This is a genomic window from Paenibacillus massiliensis 2301065 = DSM 16942 (assembly GCF_000377505.1).
GTDB classification, from domain to species: domain Bacteria; phylum Bacillota; class Bacilli; order Paenibacillales; family Paenibacillaceae; genus Paenibacillus; species Paenibacillus massiliensis.
This window is the reverse complement of record NZ_KB898186.1, coordinates 526,647-544,242: the sequence shown is the minus strand read 5'-3', so window position 1 is coordinate 544,242 and position 17,596 is coordinate 526,647. Positions and strand designations below refer to the sequence as shown.

Genomic DNA, 17,596 nt, shown 5'->3' with positions numbered 1-17,596 from the left:
TAGCAATAAGCAAGTTCCTGACACGAAGGGAGATGTTTTTAATGGCAGCTACTTATATGGTGGTTCGGTCTTAAAACTGAATAGTTGGCGTACACAAAAGGCGGGAATTCCCCGTATTATTTGGTATGCCATCCAAAGTAACCTTTCGTGAATATTGCTGTTTGCAGGATACGATGAAGGTCGTATCTTTTTTGCGTCCTGATGCCGCGCGACAGCAGCTTCTTTAGAGGCTGCTTGTCCGTGGCATTTTTGCGTCCAAAAACAACATTAAAGGAGCTAATCAACAACCATGATTGATTTGAAAACTTATGGCTACACAGAAATAGAAGCAATTCCCGACGGATTATTGCCCGGCAGGGTGACGGAGCTTCGACGCGAGCGCTTCACGGTCATGACTGGAATGGGCGAAGTAAAAGCGGTGCTCAAAGGAACGTTCTACCATAGCTCGGCGACGCGCATTGACTTTCCGTGCGTCGGTGATTTTGTCCTACTGCACCACAACGAGAGTGGAAATTCTCTCATCGTTACGGTACTACCCCGCCGCTCCAAGTTCTCACGTGCGGATTACTCAGGGCATGCCGCAAGCTTTGCCAGAACCGTGTTAGAGCAAGTTGTTGCCACCAACTTTGACTATGTGTTTATTCTTTCTTCTCTGAATGGGGATTTCAACGTTGCCCGCATCATGAGGTACCTGACACAAGCCAGACAGAGTGGCGGCCAACCCGTCATCATTCTGACCAAGGCTGATCTCGTGGAGGAAATGAATGCCCCACTGGCGGAAATCACACAAAGTATCCCCGATGTACCAGTTCACGCGATCTGCAGTCACACAGGCATGGGGCTGAACGAGTTGAGTCCCTACTTGATGCCTGGTAACACAGTCGTCTTTCTCGGTATGTCCGGCGTAGGCAAATCCTCTCTGCTCAATGCATTGATAGAACAGGACGTAATGAAGGTTCAGGCGATCCGGGAGGGCGACAGCCGGGGGCGCCATACGACAACACACCGTCAGCTGTTTTTACTCCCCTCTGGTGCAATGGTCATCGATACGCCGGGTATGCGTGAGCTTGGGCTGTTTGCCGCTGACGAAGGTATACGAGCAAGCTTTACCGATGTTGAAAAATGGTTCTCTCAATGCCGATTCTCGGATTGCCGCCATCAGGCCGAGCCAGGCTGTGCCGTGCTCGCCGCGCTTGCTGACGGTTCGTTGCCTCATGAACGGTGGGAGCAATACGTTGCCCAGCGACATGAGAGCAAGTATGTCAATGACAAAACAAGCTACCTCATCGACAAGAGAGCTCGAGACAAGACAATCGCTATGCTGAACAAGCAAACGAAGAAGAACGGAGGGCGGAAGAAATGAATATTAAATTCGAGACGCTAATCTATGTCTTAGGCCAACGGTTCAAGAAGGATATCTCATCAGCAGATTACCAAACCATCCCTTTGCAGGGCGGAACTGTGGGAGATGTGCACCTGGTAACAGGTAGCGCCGAAGCTGCGGATGGCGAAAAATTGACGTACCATATCGTACTGAAAATTCAGAAGAAATGGGCACGCTACGGCGATCCGGATTCATGGCGCCGTGAATATGATCTCTATATATCTGATCTGGGAGCGACGTTCTCGACTGCTTTTCGCTGGCCGACCTGCTATCACGCCAAGATAAATGCTGAAGAAGATGAATGCCAGCTGTGGCTGGAATATATTGAGGGCGTAACAGGCTCGAACTTAACCGGTGACATGTATGAACAGCTCGCGCGGGAGCTAGGTCGCTATCAAGGCAAGCTGTATGCCGAGCAACCTCCTGTGTTGCAGAGCCTGACCAATCTGAGCAATGCTGATCTTATGAAGAATACGTATCTGCATTACCGGTCATGGCCAGTTGTCTACAATTATATACGCTCAGAGAGCTGCGAACTCCCTCAGCACGTCCGGCAAATGCTCATCGACATTGATGAGCACGCAGACGAAATATTCGCTCGTATCGAACAATTACCCCTCGTGCTCTGCCACCGGGATTTCTGGGTGACCAATCTGTTCTATACTGATGGGAACATTGCGGTCATTGACTGGGATACATCCGGATGGGGCTACCTTGGCGAAGATCTCGCAAGCCTGATTGCCGATGAAGCAGATATCGACCACATGGTAGAATACTATCAGCGATGTGTCCCTGCGTATTATAAAGGCTTCTCGGAGTATGCGGATGGAGCCTCTATCGCCGATCATTGCGTCTATGAGATGATCCTGCTCGTATTTGGATACAGGCTGGTGGAAGGATATATCCATACAGACGACGATGACGAGAAGACTAACCTTGTCCGTACGCTTCAAAATATCTATAAATTAAGGCTAGTTCTGTGCAGGGCTGACCCTTAAAAAAAGAACTCCGAAAATCCTTCTATGTAATGGGTTTTCGGAGTTTCTTTCATACTCCCATTAGAGTATTGCTGAGGCTTGCTCATGGTATCCTAGAAGACACGGAACATTCCAGTCGGTGGATTAACAGTGGAATGTACACACATTTAAGTTCTCTCCTGCAGAATACGCTCAGCCACCAACTGGCCAGATAACGCAACAATGGGTGTCCCGCCTCCGGGATGTGTCGTCCCCCCGACATACCACAGCCCCTCTACATCTCGACTTCTGTTCCCGGGTCTTGCGAAGGTCTGTCGGACTGAATTGGAGGAAATGCCATAGATCGCTCCCCGATGTGCATAAGTATCAGCCGCGAGCTGCTCCGGGGTATAGCTCAGCAGCACATCAGCATGTTCCAAGCCGTCGATTCCACATGCCGCCAGTCTGCGTAGCAGTCGAGCTCGATAGGCCTCTGCCTCCTGCTCCCAGTTCCAATGTGCTGATACATACGGGGCATTGGTCAGTATGAATAAGTTACTCCCGTCTGGAGGTGCAAGTCCGGCCTCGGAGTAGCCCGAATAGCAAATATATATGGTAGGGTCCACTGGCGGCTGCTTCTGGACAAATATGGACTCGAATTCCTGCTCATAGTTCTCCGGGAAGAAGACCGTATGATGGCGCAGCAGCTCATATTGCCTGGGAATCCCCGCTAACGTCACGAAGCCAGACAACGAGGGCTCATATCCGGCAATGCTGGCATCGCTCATTGATGGACGCTCTGACGAGGCCAACAGCCTTGAATTCACAGATAGTACATCACCGTTCGCAATGACCAGCGAGGAAGGATAGAAGCCGGCTGTCGTCTCGACGCCCTGTATTTTTCCATTTATGACCACAATCCGCTCTACCTCGGTTCCGGTCATAATCTCTACCCCACACGCCATAGCCAGCTGCTCCAGCCCATCGACCAGTGCGGAGGTCCCACCCCGTACACCGTACACGCCAAGGTCTCCCTCCAGATGGGCCATCATGGCGAAGATCGACGGCGACTGATAGGGGGATGAGCCCACATAGGTGGCGTATCTTCCGAACATTGCAAGCGTATGAGGATGGCTAAAATATCGGCGCAGCAGCTTGTGCAGGGTCAGCCACGGACGTACCCGAAGCAAGCCACGAAGCATACCCATATTCAGCTTGTCACGCGGCCCCAACAGCAGCTTATGTAAGAAGCGTGCGTCCGCCTCCCGATATAGCGCTGTCGCCTCTCGCATGAAGGCATCATAGCGCCGTGCATCGGCAGTACTGTAGGACGCAATCTGCTCCTTCATCCACACCCGGTCCTTGCTGAGGTCCACAATCGTCCCATCCGCGAATATATTTCGCGTGCGCGGCTCCAGTTCATACAGCTCACAGTAATCCTCCAGCCTTGCACCCGCCGAAGCAAATACTGCACGGAAGGCATCAGGCATCGTTATCGTGCTCGGACCGCGATCAAAATGATACCCCTCCAGCTCCACACGCTGCAGCTTGCCGCCCACTCGTGGCTGCTTCTCCAGCAGCTTCACAGGGACACCTCCGGCTGCAAGTCTGATGGCACACGACAATCCACCGATGCCACCACCGATGACGATAGCTCCCGCAGACTTTCCAGACATAACTCCGTCTCTCATGAATACCATCTACCTTTCCAGTAATAGCCCTTGCCCGAAGCAGCTCCATACCAGGATCGTATGGCGATCAGCAACAACCCGACAATGGATAGCGGCAAGAGCGCCGCATGCCATAAAGGCTGGCCTCCTGCCGCTCTGTCAGCTGTTCGTTTGATCGCCATTCCCAGAAGAACAGCAGCAAGGGACACGCCAGCCAGAGTCGATTCCCCTAAGACCACAGCCCCTCCCAGTATTAGCACAGGGATTAGATACATTGCGCTGTAGCTTAGAATTAACAGGACCAGCAGCCAGGGCTGCCTGCCAATTCCGTCATATACATTTTTGGTGAAGCCATTCCATACCTCTGCAGCATTACAGTACATCCGCATATGAACATGAGTGAACACTGAAGCAAGCGTAACCGGATGCCCGGCTCGCTTGACTGCACGGGCAAGACTCATATCGTCCACCATCGCAGCCCGGATAGCCTCGTGTCCACCTGCTGCCGAATAGCTGTCCCTGTGAATTAGCAGGAAAGCTCCCATAGCTGCAACGAACAATGGTGAGCGCGAATGCTTGATCAGGGCTATGGGAAGGTGGCAAATAATCGTGAACATCATCATTGGCACAATCAGTCTCTCCAGCCAGGTCATCGTCACTTGACGCGGAAAGCCTGTGATCAAACCCTTGCCTTGATACACTGCTGTCCGCAGAGCAGCTTGCAGAGCATCCGGCGCAAGACGCACGTCCGCATCCATAAATAACAGCCAAGTGCCCTGTGCCGCAGTCGCTAGTTGATGACAGGCATAAGATTTGCCAAGCCAGCCCTTAGGAGGCACTGCTCCCTGAAGCATGCGAATGCTTAGCGATGAATCGTCCACACTTGCTGTAGCCTGGCGGGCAATGCATTCCTTTACAAGCGCAGCAGTAGCATCCTCCGACCTGTCATTCAAGATAAGTAGCTCCAGTGTGATTCCTTGACGATCGCATGACAGTACATGCTCCAGACAGGCCTGAATATGGGCCTCTTCATTTCGGGCGGGAATCAGAATGGATAATACAGGCTTCCCAGAGGGCTCTCTAGCCTCGAATCTAAGGCTGTCTGCATTCAAGCCATCCGACTGCCCCAGTATAGGTAGGACAGATGCATTCCAGAGGGCAAATCCCCATTGCAGGAGCAGAGCACAGCCAATGACCAGCAGGATGACCATGCCCCCCTCTACTAGCGGTTCCATGGTATCACCTTAGCTCTGCATTTGCTGTATACCTCACTGATGGATTGACCCGTTGGAAGCAATTGAATGTAATTCGGGTCCGAATCTGTCGCACCACCCAGCGACTGAACGAATTCATGTCGATGCCGATCCAACTGCCTCTGTAACACAGATTGCAGCAGGTCAACACTTTCCCGGCTCGTCATGCTCCTCCATGTATCGTTCGGAGGGTACAGCGCTTCACCGAAGCGAAGAGTCACCTCTGGACGATCATGCTGAAGCAGCCCATGATAGGCGGTGACGGGCACCACAAGTGTACGCGGAGCCTGCTGCAGAATTACAGCAACCCCCCGCTTGAACTCCAGCGGTCCGGCATCCGCATGCGTGATTGTACCTTGTGGATAGATCAGTACACGGTGGCCTTGGTTCAACAGCCCAGCCGTATATTTGAAGCTTGATCGAATATCGGACACCCGTTCACGATCAATTGAATAAGCACCGAGCCGCCGAAAAAAACGAAAGGAGGACAACTGTCGTTCCTCCATCATGACATAATATTGCGCCCAATCTGCATGGGACAAACGCTGGATAGCATGATAGAACCATAGGCCATCCCACCAGGAGCTATGGTTCATTATATAGAGTACAGGTCTGCTACCAGCGATATCTGGATCGGGCGATCCTACGGCCGCTACCGAGCGGAAGGCGCGCCGCAGTAAATACCACTCGTTATATCGGCGGAAGATCTTGTGGAACACTCGTGATTTAGCGGCGGCGATCATATCTTTCGACTCCCTTCCGCGAGCAACATACCGAGCACCATCACCAACCCGCACCACCACAAGCCTGCCTGAAGCCCAAGGACGCCGAACATCAGCAGTATCAGCTGATACAGTCTCACGGCGCGCAGGTCCCGACGAGCATCTGGCTGCAAGGCTGGCAGTATCAGTGAGAGCAGCCCACCTACAATGAACCAGGCTGCAAAATTACTGAGGGGTACCCCATAGAACCCGCCTACCGCCTCCCAAGACCAGAAGCCCCGCAGATGGGCCACGGGATCAAGCACCAGATCCAGAAGCACTGCCCAGGCTGCGGTAAGCAAGGCTCTAATCCATAGATTAGAACGGCCCCCTGGAAGTCTGCTCGCCAGAAGCGCCCCACTACATACCACGCCAATCCAGGCAAAGCCCAGCGTCACCGGAACGCCGAACAGATGCCAGCCCAGAATACGTGAATATTCATATTGACCGAATGGCCAGCCTGTATGAACCCCCAGCCATTCGACGGACATTCCTCCAGTCCAGATCACGGCCGCTGCAAGCCAGGTATGACCTCTTCGCCACCATTTGACTGACTGGTCGGACAGTGTGAACATCAGAGATAGCGCATAAAGGCCGTAGAATACGAGAAACAGTCCATTTGAAAATTGTAGTACATCCGGTACACCAATCGTCCACAGCAACAATGTGCCTATGGCATACCATGCCCAAAAAACGATATGAATCATCTCAGGACACCGCCGTTGAAGCGGCCTCCATGACATGCGCATCATATTGCGCCAGGATGAGTCCGAACATCATATGCTTATCCTCGTCACTGACGAAGGCCCGCTTCGTGTACACATCATAATCGTTATCCTCAATGGCATTGAGAATGGAAGCGTAGAAGGTGGCAGCCAGTTCTACAGCCATGCCGCTAGCTGGCGGGTATGACTCTACATCTGCGAGTCCCTCCTGGAACCAGTTCAATGCAATCTCCTTCAATTCACCGAGCATCGCTTTGAAGTCAGAGTTGATCTCACCACGCAGCCATGCCGCCTCCGAGTAACCATGCTTCTGCATAAGCTCCAGCGGAATATAGCGGCGTCCGCGGTCACGATCCTCCCCTACGTCACGCATGATATTGACGATCTGCATCGCCTTACCCAGCCGGATTCCCGCTTCAACAGCAGCCTCACTACGATCCTCTCGCAGCACAGGCAGCAGCATCTCTCCGACTGTACCGGCTACCAGATAGCAGTAATCCTCCAATTGCTCCATCGAATCATAGTGCGTCACAGACAGATCACGCAATTGACCATCCATCTGCGACAGGAACGGCTGCTGATCCAGCTGCGGGAAGGTCACGAACAGCCAGCGAAGTGCAGGCCAGATAAAGTGTCCTTCAGCTCGGTCCAGCTGCATAAAATGCTCTCTTAGCTCATAAATGGAATATGGTGAGCGCTCCGGCTCATCTACACTATCATCAATCATCCGGCAAAAGGCATAAATCACATACACGGCTTCTTTCCGTGGCGAGGGTAGCCCGCTAAATGCGTGATAAAAAGACGAAGAGCCCTTGCGAATCATCTGTTCACATGAATGAAATACGGATTCCAGCATCTTCTCCGGGTGTGTCATTATTCCAACTCCTTTATCAGTTGATTAACGGCCATTCTGGCCCCTTGCATGACGATCGGTACGCCTCCGCCTGGATGGACAGATGCCCCCGCAGCAGCCAAGCGCCGAATGGGGAATGGTCGCGGCTGCGGCCTGTAGACACCAGATTGCCATAATACCGGGGCGATACCGAAGCTGCCCCCACCATAGAGACCATCACGCTCTGCCTCCAGTGGCGTACGAATCTTCAGCCATTTGACCGACTGTCTCAGACCGTCAAAGCCTCTCTCCTCTGCGCTTGCAATGACCCGTTCAGCCAATGCTTCAGCTCCTTCCTCCCAGAACATATCTGTGCTGTTCGGAACAGGAATCAGGAAATATAGTACACTCTCCCCTGCAGGAGCAGCATTCGAATCAAGGGCTGCGGGATTAAACACATAGAACGACGGATCTTCCGGCAGCTGCGAATGGCGGAACACCTGCTTCAGATTGGCCTGAAGACTCTGCGGCAGGAAAAATTGATGGGTCAGCATCTTCTCCCAGCGTCGATTCGCGCCAACATACAGCAAGACACAGCCAGAAGATGGACGGAACCTTCTCTTTGCCGGCAATGTCCCGGCATCAAGTAGATTGTGAATATTCGGAAAGTCGCCATTGTACAGCACACCATCATAGGCCTCCAACTCTGACCCACTGGTCAGTCCACGGCATACGCCATCCACTACAGATAGACTTTGCACCTCTGCATGGAGTCGGAACGTGACACCTCTCCTCTTCAATTCTTCACCCAGAATAGCTGGCAATGCAGCATATCCACCCTCTAGCATCCATACACCGTACGCATGCTCCGCATAGGGCAGAAGAGAGTAAATACCAGGTGTCGAGAAAGGCGCCCCTCCAATGTATAGACTTTGGAGAGAATAGGCATCCTTCAGCTGTTCGGTACGGAAATAGTCACCGATTACGCCACGCATGCTCTTGTAGGCCTTCAGCCTGCGCAGTAAGGATAGTCGTTCACGCGTAAAGAATGAGCGATAGCTCGGGAAATCCTGTTCGAGTATGGAAGCACGACCGGCTGGAAATAGCTCCGACATATCTGCCATGAATCGTCGAAAGCCAGCGGCCTCTCCTGGAAATATCCGCTCCAGCTCTTCTGCCTGATGCTCCGTGTCTCTATACTTGGTCATGATTCGCCCATCGGCATAGTGGATGCGATAGAGTGGATCACAAGGTATAAAACGAAGGCTTTCGCGGCTCATACCCGCTTGCTCCAGGATCTCGTGAATAACCTCAGGTAACAACACAATCGTAGGCCCTTGATCGATCTGGTAGTGACCATCCGATTCATAGGCAATTCGGCCCCCAAGACGATCAGACCGCTCATACACGGTAACCTCGTAGCCTCTATGACTTAGCAACAATGCACTGGTCAATCCGCCAATGCCTGATCCAACAACCGCTATACGTTTGCTCATAGGCTGTGCCTCGTATCTGTGGTACTGTGCATGACGGTAGTGCGATGTCTATGACGCCGATCCTCACGTTCGATCAGATCCACGCTAATACGGGCAGACTCGAAGATGGTCGGCAGGCCGCTTCCCGGATGCGTACCCCCTCCAGCCAGCCATACTCCCTCAACTTCCTCGAATCGGTTGTGTGGCCGCAGTGCCATCATTTGTCCTAGATTATGCGCGAGATTGAAGGTTGCTCCTTTATAGACATCCAGCTCGTTCTGCCACTCCAGCGGGGTCATGTGATGGGCCACCTCGATACGAGTCCGAAGATCGGCAAGCGCAGGAATGCGTTCCAGTCGAGCTAGCAGCTTATCCATTACAGCATCCCGTTCTCGATCCCAGTCTACATCCGCTCCGAGATTCGGTACGGGCATCAATACATAGAGTGAAGACTTGCCAGCAGGAGCCAGCGTCGGGTCGAGCAGTGATGGATTGTGCACATAGATCGAAGGATCTTCCGAGAGCCGCATATGCTTGGTAATGTCATCGACATTCTGACGGTAGTCCTCTGCAAAATGAACCGAATGGTGTGGAAGATCCACCGTGCCTTCAATGCCCAGATACAGCATTACGGTCGAGAGTGAGAATTTCTTGCGTTCCATATGAGCTGGCGTGTACTTCCTCAGTACTCCAGGAGCAAACAGCTTCGTTACCGCCGTACCAAAATCAGCATTCACGACAACATGATCAGCCTCCACTCGCTCTCCATTGTCCCGGATCAAACCGGTTGCTCTGCCCCGCTCTACTGTGACCTCACGGACCCCGCAGCTGGTATGGATAACCCCTCCATACTCCTGAATGACCTTAGCCATAGCATCAAAGAGTGCATGCACACCCCCAATCGGGTGATAGAGACCATAACGGTGCTCCATGAAGGATAAGATGGTGAAGGTGCCCGGACATTCCCATGGTGACATCCCCAAATATTTCGACTGAAAGGTGAAGGCCCAGCGGAGACGCTCATCCGTGAAGTATTTGGACAGCCGTCCGTAGACTGTATCGAGCGCATGCAACCTCGGCAGAGCGCGCAGCAGATCTGATCGCAGATAGTCGGTCCAGCCCGTGAAAGGTCTTCTTAGCAAAGGCGAGACACGGTCGAACTTCAACTGCTCCTCATGCATGAACCGCCTGTAGCCTTCCCCGTTACCCGGGAACAGCTTCTCAATCTGTGCGACAGTCTGCTCCAGATCAGATGACGGTGTGAATACGGTATTTCCGAAATGCAAAGCATACAGAGGGTCGAGTCTCTTCAAATCCACATAATCATGGACAGAGCGCCCGGCTGCTTCAAACAGCTCTTCCAATAAGGATGGCATCATCAAAAAAGTGGCTCCACGGTCAAAGCGGTATTCCCCCAGCTCCAGCCGGGAGGAACGACCACCGATGCGCGGCTGCTTCTCATACACATCAACATGATATCCCTTGGCGGCCAACAGCATGGCAGCGGCGAGGCCTCCCGGACCTGCGCCAATCACCGAGACACGTGTTGCCGAGTGATCCTTGCTCATCGCGTACTCCCTTCGCATTACAAGCTTTTTATAATGATTATTAAACAGCTCGAACGGATTCAACTCCGTTCTGTATAAAATAAGTATACAAACCTTATACAATCATAATACGAATTTTATACAGAAATGAAAAGAGAATAATTTTAACTATTTATCAAATGTTCACAAGTCAGATATCTGAGAATTTCGTGCCAAACCATTCCTGCCAGTCATCAGGATGCTGCTTCACGATCCACTGCGGGTAGCGGGGAGCTGTCGCTTGTTCATAGCCTTTGCCCCCTAGAATAAAGTCAAGAGAGGGATGCTGCTTGTGCAGCTGGTGAACCATCTGATCCGCCTGTACGACACGTTCTACTCCGGTTACAGACATGCAGATGAGTTCGACGTGCTGATCCGAGATCAACGCCCGTAGTCCATCGAGTGGTGTATTCGCACCCAGGTAGAGTACGTCTACTCCTTTCTTGCGAAGAAACAGGGCGAACTGAAGCAGCCCCACCTGATGGTGCTCGCCCTCTGGACAGATGGCCAGCGCCTTTGGATAGCGAGTGTTAACCGGGAACAGATAGAAGAATTGATAGAAACGCTGCGAGATGAGCTGGGTAATAAAATGCTCCTGAGCCACTGTCGCCTTGCCCTGCTCCCAATCGTCTCCGACCCGAATGAGGATGGTAGATAGCACTCTGTAGAACATGGCATCATAGCCATGCATCGTGAATCCCATATCAATCATAGAGTGCCCCTGCGCCGCATCGAACCGAAGCAGTACCTGGTAGATCCGCTCTGCGAGATCACTATAGGAGTCCTGGGCCATGTGCTCCATGGCTGGGTGAAGGCTCTCGCTCTGCTGCTTGCGCGATTTCAGCTGCTTAACAGCCTGAGAGATGGGAGCGTCATGAGTCTCTACCTGCTCCTTGAGCCACCGCAGGTCGTTGACATCCTCTATGCTATAGGTGCGGTATCCGGTCTCGGTTCGCTGCGGCTGCACCGCCCCGTATCTATTCTCCCAAGCGCGAAGTGTGACGGAGGGAATACCCAGCATGGCAGACACCTGTCGAATCGTGTACATCCTGTTCACCACTTTCAATCATTTCAAGAAGAAAATTTACACGGTCCTCTTTGCTCTTGTGTAAAAAATGAGCTGGGCTTCCGTACAGATTACTCCGTATCAGGACATCAGCCTTCGCACGAAAAGGAAGCTTATACAAACAATATACAGCGATTATACACCTGCAAAATCCGAATGTCGATCCATTTGCTGTGCGTCACTCTGACACTGATGGCGTTAAATAGGAGCATGAAGGATAAGGGGGATGGAACGCACATGCAATCTTCACAACTAAAGGCAGGCTCCTTTAAGAATCAAGCAGGAAAGTTCGTTCGCAAGCATCCCGTAGTATGCATTCTGGTGGGACTATGCCTATGGCTAGGGGCTGTGATGCTGTACCAGACGAACAAGCCGTTGCCTGCGGGAATCTCTTACGAGAGTGAACTATACCACACAGACGACATCCGCTTCTGGACAGACCTGACCTATCCCTCGGCAGAAGGCCAGCTCACGCAGGAGGCACAGATTACAGACCGGATATTGCAGATCGTCGATGAAGCTGAGCAATTTCTCGTCATTGATATGTTCCTGTTCAACGGCTATACACATGTTGATCAGCAATTCCCACCAGTAAGTGCTCAGCTCACGAAGGCTTTAATTGATAAAAAAACAGAACGCCCACAAATGGACATTCTGTTCATTACAGACGAGATTAATACGAACTATCATTCGGGTTCTAATCCACTGCTGACCCGTATGCAGCAGGCAGGGATTCGTGTCGTACAGACGAATGTCGATCCCCTGCGAGATTCTACGCCGCTCTATTCCGCCGTCTGGCGCACCTTTTTTCAATGGTTCGGTCAGCAGGGCACAGGGTGGTTGCCCAACCTAATGGCAGATGAGGGACCTGAGATGACGGCCAGATCTTACCTTAAGCTGCTAAATGTGAAGGCCAATCATCGCAAGCTGGTCGCCAGCGAGAAGAGCGCCTTAATTTCCTCAGGCAACGTCCATGACGCAAGCGCCTTTCATTCGAATATGGCACTGGAGGTAAGCGGCCCCATCATCGCAGAGATCATAGAGAGTGAGCAAGCTGTGCTGCGCCTATCCGGTGAGTCTCCTTTTCCAGACGTTCAATCACAGCTACAGCAGATGACCTCCCCCGATCAGGGCTTGTACCAGATGAAGTATCTGACCGAGGGGAAGGTCTATCAGGAAGTATTACGAATGATTCAGGAAACGAATAAAGGAGATACCATTCACATGGGCATGTTTTATCTGGCGGATAGGGCGGTCTTGAAATCACTGCTGGAAGCTGATCGTCGCGGCGTCAAGGTGCAGCTGCTGCTGGACCCGAATGAAAATGCCTTCGGACAGGAGAAGGTCGGTATCCCGAACCGCCCTGTGGCTGATGAACTCCATGAACAATCGAACGGCAGCATCCAAATCCGATGGTACAACACCACATTCGAGCAGTATCATACAAAAATGATGTACATCGCCAAGGTTGAGGGCCCGCACCTGATCATCGGAGGCTCCACTAATTTCACCAAGCGGAATCTGAAGGATCTGAACCTGGAGAATGAGCTATGGGTAGCTGCTCCTGGCGATAGTCCTCTGGCCATGCAGGTTCGTGATTATTTCGACCGTATCTGGAATAACCGTGATGCTGAGTACAGTCTTGCCCTTGAAGCCTATCTGGAGGACACGGTGTTCCTCAAGGATATCGTGTATCATTTGCAGAATATACTGGGCTTTACCACGTTCTAGTGTTCTATAGGGTCTAGCTGTCTTCCTTGGCAGTTACAGCAGCGGAGATAGTAGCCTTGCAGCTGATTCCAGCACGCGCTTGGTAATGCGCTTGTTCATGAACTCCTCATGGACGATCTCCTTCGTGTACTTGAGATCCCGTTCATAATCGTACACAATGCGGCGGACACTTTCCGTATCGACCAGCAGAGCATTGACCTCGAAATTCAAATGGAAGCTGCGCATGTCCATATTGGCTGTGCCGATCGTAGCCATCTCCCCATCAATAATGAGGAGCTTGGAATGGAGAAATCCGCGTTCATATTCATAGATCTTCGCCCCTACCTCCAGTAAGGACGGAAAATACGAGTGTGATGCCAGGAAGGGCAGCCACTTATCAGGCTTGGCCGGGAATAGAAGCCTGACATCCAGGCCAGATAGAGCAGCCGTGCGCAGTGCAGTCAATATATCCTGATCCGGTATGAAATACGGCGTGGCGATCCAGACAGACTTGCGGGCTGACGTAATCATGGCGAAGAATATATTCTTCAGTGCCCGTCGCTCGTTATCCGGGCCGCTGGCAATAATCTGAATGGCCCCATCCCCGCGATGCTCCATATCAGGAGACAGGTACTCTGGCTCCAGAATCTTCTGATCGGTCATATGCAGCCAATCCTGCAGAAAAATAATCTGCAGGGTGCGCACAGCTTCACCTTTGACGATCATATGTGTATCGCGCCAGAAACCATATGCCTTGTTACGACTAAGGTACTCGTCCCCTACATTCAGACCGCCAATGAAGCCTGTAGTACCGTCGATCACTACAATTTTACGGTGATTCCGATAATTGACCCGACTGGAGAAGAAGAGAATCTTGGCTCCCCCATAGGCTACGACCTCAATACCCGCCTGCTTCATTTCCCGCAGGAATGCCTTCGATAACTGGATGCTGCCGACGGCATCGTACATGAACCGTACTTTCACACCCTCATTGGCCTTCGCAATCAGAATCTGCTGAATGCTAGTCCCGATATCATCATCACGGAAAATATAATATTCCATATGGATATGGTGCTCGGCCTTCTGCAGCTCCTCCAGGAGCGTCGAGAAGGTCTCTTCACCATTGGTGAGCACCCGTGTCTCGGAGTTAAAGGATACCGGCGAGCGGGCCAGACGCCGTGACAGCTGGAGCAGCTGGCGCTGATTCTGGCTGAACCGTGTCAGCTCCTGCTCCTTACGCAATGCATAGTTATCGATTCGCTCATAGGCCTCCTGATCCAGGAGCGCCTTTTTATTGTATTTACGACGCTTGAATACATTTTGCCCGAACAAGAAGTACAGTGGAAGTCCTACAATCGGCAGTAACGCTAGCAGAAGAATCCATGACATCGTCGTCGACGGATTACGGTTCTCCATGAAGATAATCAAGCTAATCGAGATTACTGACAAGGTGGAGAAAATACTGATGATTGTCCCTTCATTAGTACCGATAAAGCCAAACAGACCGAAATAATAGCTTACAAAAATAACGGCTGCAATCAAGATTGCCAGTAGACCTCGTCTCATACTCATCCTCACTTCCGGTTGAAGGTCCGGCCCATTCGTGGCCTGTCCCTGCAGCACTACACCAGGGCATCCCCGGCACTGCGGAACAGCCGACTCCTGCTGCTCATGGCACAGGTTGACCAACTTATATTGTACATGAATTAACGGGCACTTCCCAAGGAGGGTAGCATATTTTTTTTCATCCCTGATTCCTTTATGATTGATTTCTTTAAAATGGATAGCTTTATTATTTATTTTTTTATTGTTAGCTGGGCACATAAGCTGTTCACCACCCACCTTGACATCTAACATATAACGTGAGATAGTTACCTAACGATCGTTAGGGAGGTTCAAAATGACTCGTCTTCACACTATCAGGGATGCAGCATTATCCCAATTTGCCGAGCATGGCTATGAAGGCACTTCCCTTAGCGGGATCGCAGGTGCCGTCGGCATCAAGACCCCTTCTCTGTATGCCCATTATGCCAGCAAGGATGATCTTTTTCTCCAGGTGGTGCAGCATGCATTTCGTCTTGAGGAACGGCGAATTGTCAGCTATTTCTCGTCACATGCACACAAGACGCTGGAAGAGGTACTGTATGGCTTTTTTGCCTGGATCGAGGGAGAATATCACAATTGCAGCACAGCCAAGTTTGTATTAAGAATGTCTTTTTTTCCTCCGGTGAATCTCACACAGCAGGTGATGGCTGTAGTGATTCCCTTTTATGCGAAGATGGAAAGACTACTTCAGTCCTACATGCTTCAGGCGGATGCCTCGCAGAAGTTGCTGCGCACATCCCCGGCCCAGGCTGCCTTGGCGTTCACAACGATGGTCGATGGGACGATCGTGGATCTTTTATACGATGAGGGAAGAGCTTATAGACGACGTGTCGAGGCCGTATGGCCGATTATGTGGCACGGAATGAGCATTGGAGAGGAGTAACACAGATATGAGACGTGGCTGGATATATATATTTATAGGAGGTTGTCTGGAGATTGTCTGGGTATCCGGGCTTAAGCATGCTTCTACCCTTCTGGAGTGGCTTGTGACCGCAGTAGCGCTTGCTACCAGCTTTTATCTCATTTTACAGGCAGCTCGGAGGCTGCCGATCGGAACCGTCTATGCGGTATTTACCGGCTTGGGGACGGCAGGCACCGTGATGGCTGAGATGGTCATCTTCGGGGAGCCGTTCAGTTGGCCGAAGGTACTGCTGACACTGCTGCTCCTATCCGGTATTATTGGCCTCAAGCTAGTTACAGACAGTGATTCAGTCAGTAGACAAGGGGGGACGGCGTGATGGCATGGCTTGCATTATTGATTGCTGGTTGCGCGGAGATTACAGGTGTTATAGGTATGAAGGGCATTACGATGCGTAAAGGCTGGACCTCATATCTACTCATGGCTGGATCGTTTGCAATAAGCTTCTCACTACTGACCTACGCTATGCAGACGATCTCTATGGGAACAGCTTATGCTGTGTGGACCGGGATTGGCACGGTGGGCAGTGCCGTTGTAGGTATGCTGTTATTCGGCGAACCTAGTGAACGCAGACGGATTATTTTTATAGCGATGGTATTGTGCGGGGCTGTCGGGCTAAAGCTGGTATCCTGATCCCTTCACCATAGCAAAACCCAGCTCTGAGGAGGCTCGATTTGAGGATGATTACTACCGTAACTTTGAATGCAGCCATCGACAAAATTTTTACGCTTCCAGGCTTCGCGTTGAACAAAGCACACAGAGTGCAGGACCCAATCACCGTTCCTGGGGGAAAAGGAATCAACGTCGCTCGAGTCCTGCGCTGCCTGAACCAGCCTGTCACGGCTACAGGCCTGATTGCGGGTCACAACGGACGACTATTGCTGGACGGTCTTCATCAGGAGGGCGTACCTGCTGACTTCATAGATATAGGTCACGGTGAGACACGGCTGGCGATTACCATGCTCGATCCGCTAACGGGAACTCAGACGGAATGCATTGAGGAAGGACCCCCTGTCGAAGGCAAGCACCTCATCTCTCTGCGTAACAAAGTACAGCTGCTGGCGGCGCGCTCATCCTGGGTTATCTTCTCAGGAAGTCTGCCCGCAGGCTGTCCTGTCGATCTGTATGCCGAGCTATGCCAGTTAGCCAAGTCACAGGGAGCCAAGGTAGCTCTCGATACCAGTGGTGAGGCCCTGCTTGCAGGACTAGAGGGGCTGCCAGATCTTGTGAAGCCAAATGAGGAAGAGGCTGTCCGCTATGCAGGAGCTGTGTCGAGCGGTAGGGAGCATCTACAGACGGCTGCTCTCAGACTTACAGAGGCTGGTGCAGGAATGGTTGTGATCTCCATGGGTGGAAGAGGAGCAGTGGCAGCCCATGCTGGCCGACTATACGAGGTCTCGCTGCCTCCACTCTCCATCGTTAGCCCGTTAGGTAGTGGGGATGCTATGGTCGCCGGACTGGTAACAGCCCAGTTGCAGCAACGAAGTACACTGGAGGTACTACGCTATGGTGCAGCCTGCGGTACTGCCGCAGCCATGCATGCGATGGCAGGCTTTGTAGAATTAGACACCGTAAATGACTTGTTCTCTGACATTCAGGCTACGATTACTATAGCTACATAGGGTGACTTATCTACATAGGTTAACTTATCTAC

General features: G+C 51.8%; 16 protein-coding genes. 7 read left to right on the top strand and 9 right to left on the bottom strand.

Going from position 1 to position 17,596, the window contains the following annotated elements:
- The first annotated feature begins 289 nt into the window (after positions 1-289).
- On the top strand, positions 290-1,363 hold the full coding sequence (gene rsgA / locus D328_RS0106295) for a ribosome small subunit-dependent GTPase A (protein WP_018884123.1): 1,074 nt from the start codon (positions 290-292) through the stop codon (positions 1,361-1,363).
- Positions 1,360-2,382, top strand: coding sequence for an aminoglycoside phosphotransferase family protein (locus tag D328_RS0106290; RefSeq protein WP_018884122.1), 1,023 nt, complete (start codon positions 1,360-1,362; stop codon positions 2,380-2,382). The genes rsgA and D328_RS0106290 overlap by 4 nt, the downstream gene beginning before the upstream one ends.
- Before the next feature lie 146 nt (positions 2,383-2,528).
- Here the strand turns inward: D328_RS0106290 and D328_RS0106285 are convergent, their stop codons facing one another.
- The 8 genes from D328_RS0106285 to D328_RS0106250 form a co-directional block, all read right to left on the bottom strand.
- Positions 2,529-4,040 (bottom strand): phytoene desaturase family protein, encoded by a 1,512-nt coding sequence (locus D328_RS0106285; protein WP_018884121.1) that lies wholly within the window; start codon positions 4,038-4,040, stop codon positions 2,529-2,531.
- Positions 4,028-5,245, bottom strand: coding sequence for a glycosyltransferase (locus D328_RS0106280; protein WP_018884120.1), 1,218 nt, complete (start codon positions 5,243-5,245; stop codon positions 4,028-4,030). Before D328_RS0106280 ends, D328_RS0106285 begins: the two co-directional genes overlap by 13 nt.
- Complete coding sequence (locus D328_RS0106275) at positions 5,233-6,006, bottom strand: lysophospholipid acyltransferase family protein (protein ID WP_018884119.1); 774 nt, start codon at positions 6,004-6,006, stop codon at positions 5,233-5,235. The genes D328_RS0106280 and D328_RS0106275 overlap by 13 nt, the downstream gene beginning before the upstream one ends.
- Positions 6,003-6,731 carry a carotenoid biosynthesis protein gene (locus D328_RS0106270; protein WP_018884118.1) on the bottom strand — a complete coding sequence of 243 codons (729 nt, stop codon included), beginning with the start codon at positions 6,729-6,731 and terminating at the stop codon, positions 6,003-6,005. The genes D328_RS0106275 and D328_RS0106270 overlap by 4 nt, the downstream gene beginning before the upstream one ends.
- 1 nt (position 6,732) lies before the next feature.
- Positions 6,733-7,623 (bottom strand): phytoene/squalene synthase family protein, encoded by an 891-nt coding sequence (locus D328_RS0106265; RefSeq protein ID WP_018884117.1) that lies wholly within the window; start codon positions 7,621-7,623, stop codon positions 6,733-6,735.
- Complete coding sequence (locus D328_RS0106260; RefSeq protein ID WP_018884116.1) at positions 7,623-9,077, bottom strand: phytoene desaturase family protein; 1,455 nt, start codon at positions 9,075-9,077, stop codon at positions 7,623-7,625. Before D328_RS0106260 ends, D328_RS0106265 begins: the two co-directional genes overlap by 1 nt.
- Entirely contained in the window at positions 9,074-10,624 is a 1,551-nt protein-coding gene (locus D328_RS0106255; protein WP_018884115.1) for a phytoene desaturase family protein, read from the bottom strand. Before D328_RS0106255 ends, D328_RS0106260 begins: the two co-directional genes overlap by 4 nt.
- A gap of 169 nt (positions 10,625-10,793) precedes the next feature.
- Complete coding sequence (locus D328_RS0106250; protein WP_018884114.1) at positions 10,794-11,690, bottom strand: MerR family transcriptional regulator; 897 nt, start codon at positions 11,688-11,690, stop codon at positions 10,794-10,796.
- 255 nt (positions 11,691-11,945) lie between these two features.
- On the opposite strand from D328_RS0106250, the gene D328_RS0106245 reads away from it, so the two are divergent.
- Entirely contained in the window at positions 11,946-13,439 is a 1,494-nt protein-coding gene (locus D328_RS0106245) for a phospholipase D family protein (protein ID WP_018884113.1), read from the top strand.
- A 33-nt stretch (positions 13,440-13,472) separates the two neighbouring features.
- Here D328_RS0106245 and cls read toward each other — a convergent pair whose 3' ends face one another.
- Complete coding sequence (gene cls / locus D328_RS0106240; RefSeq protein ID WP_026281028.1) at positions 13,473-14,984, bottom strand: cardiolipin synthase; 1,512 nt, start codon at positions 14,982-14,984, stop codon at positions 13,473-13,475.
- 334 nt (positions 14,985-15,318) lie between these two features.
- Between cls and D328_RS0106230 the strand changes: the two genes are divergently transcribed.
- The 4 genes from D328_RS0106230 to D328_RS0106215 are packed head-to-tail and all read left to right on the top strand — an operon-like array spanning position 15,319 to position 17,564.
- On the top strand, positions 15,319-15,906 hold the full coding sequence (locus D328_RS0106230) for a TetR/AcrR family transcriptional regulator (RefSeq protein WP_018884110.1): 588 nt from the start codon (positions 15,319-15,321) through the stop codon (positions 15,904-15,906).
- A gap of 7 nt (positions 15,907-15,913) precedes the next feature.
- On the top strand, positions 15,914-16,261 hold the full coding sequence (locus tag D328_RS0106225) for a DMT family transporter (RefSeq protein ID WP_018884109.1): 348 nt from the start codon (positions 15,914-15,916) through the stop codon (positions 16,259-16,261).
- Complete coding sequence (locus D328_RS0106220; protein ID WP_018884108.1) at positions 16,261-16,575, top strand: DMT family transporter; 315 nt, start codon at positions 16,261-16,263, stop codon at positions 16,573-16,575. Before D328_RS0106225 ends, D328_RS0106220 begins: the two co-directional genes overlap by 1 nt.
- Positions 16,576-16,622: 47 nt before the next feature.
- Positions 16,623-17,564 carry a 1-phosphofructokinase family hexose kinase gene (locus D328_RS0106215; protein ID WP_018884107.1) on the top strand — a complete coding sequence of 314 codons (942 nt, stop codon included), beginning with the start codon at positions 16,623-16,625 and terminating at the stop codon, positions 17,562-17,564.
- Positions 17,565-17,596: the final 32 nt, after the last annotated feature.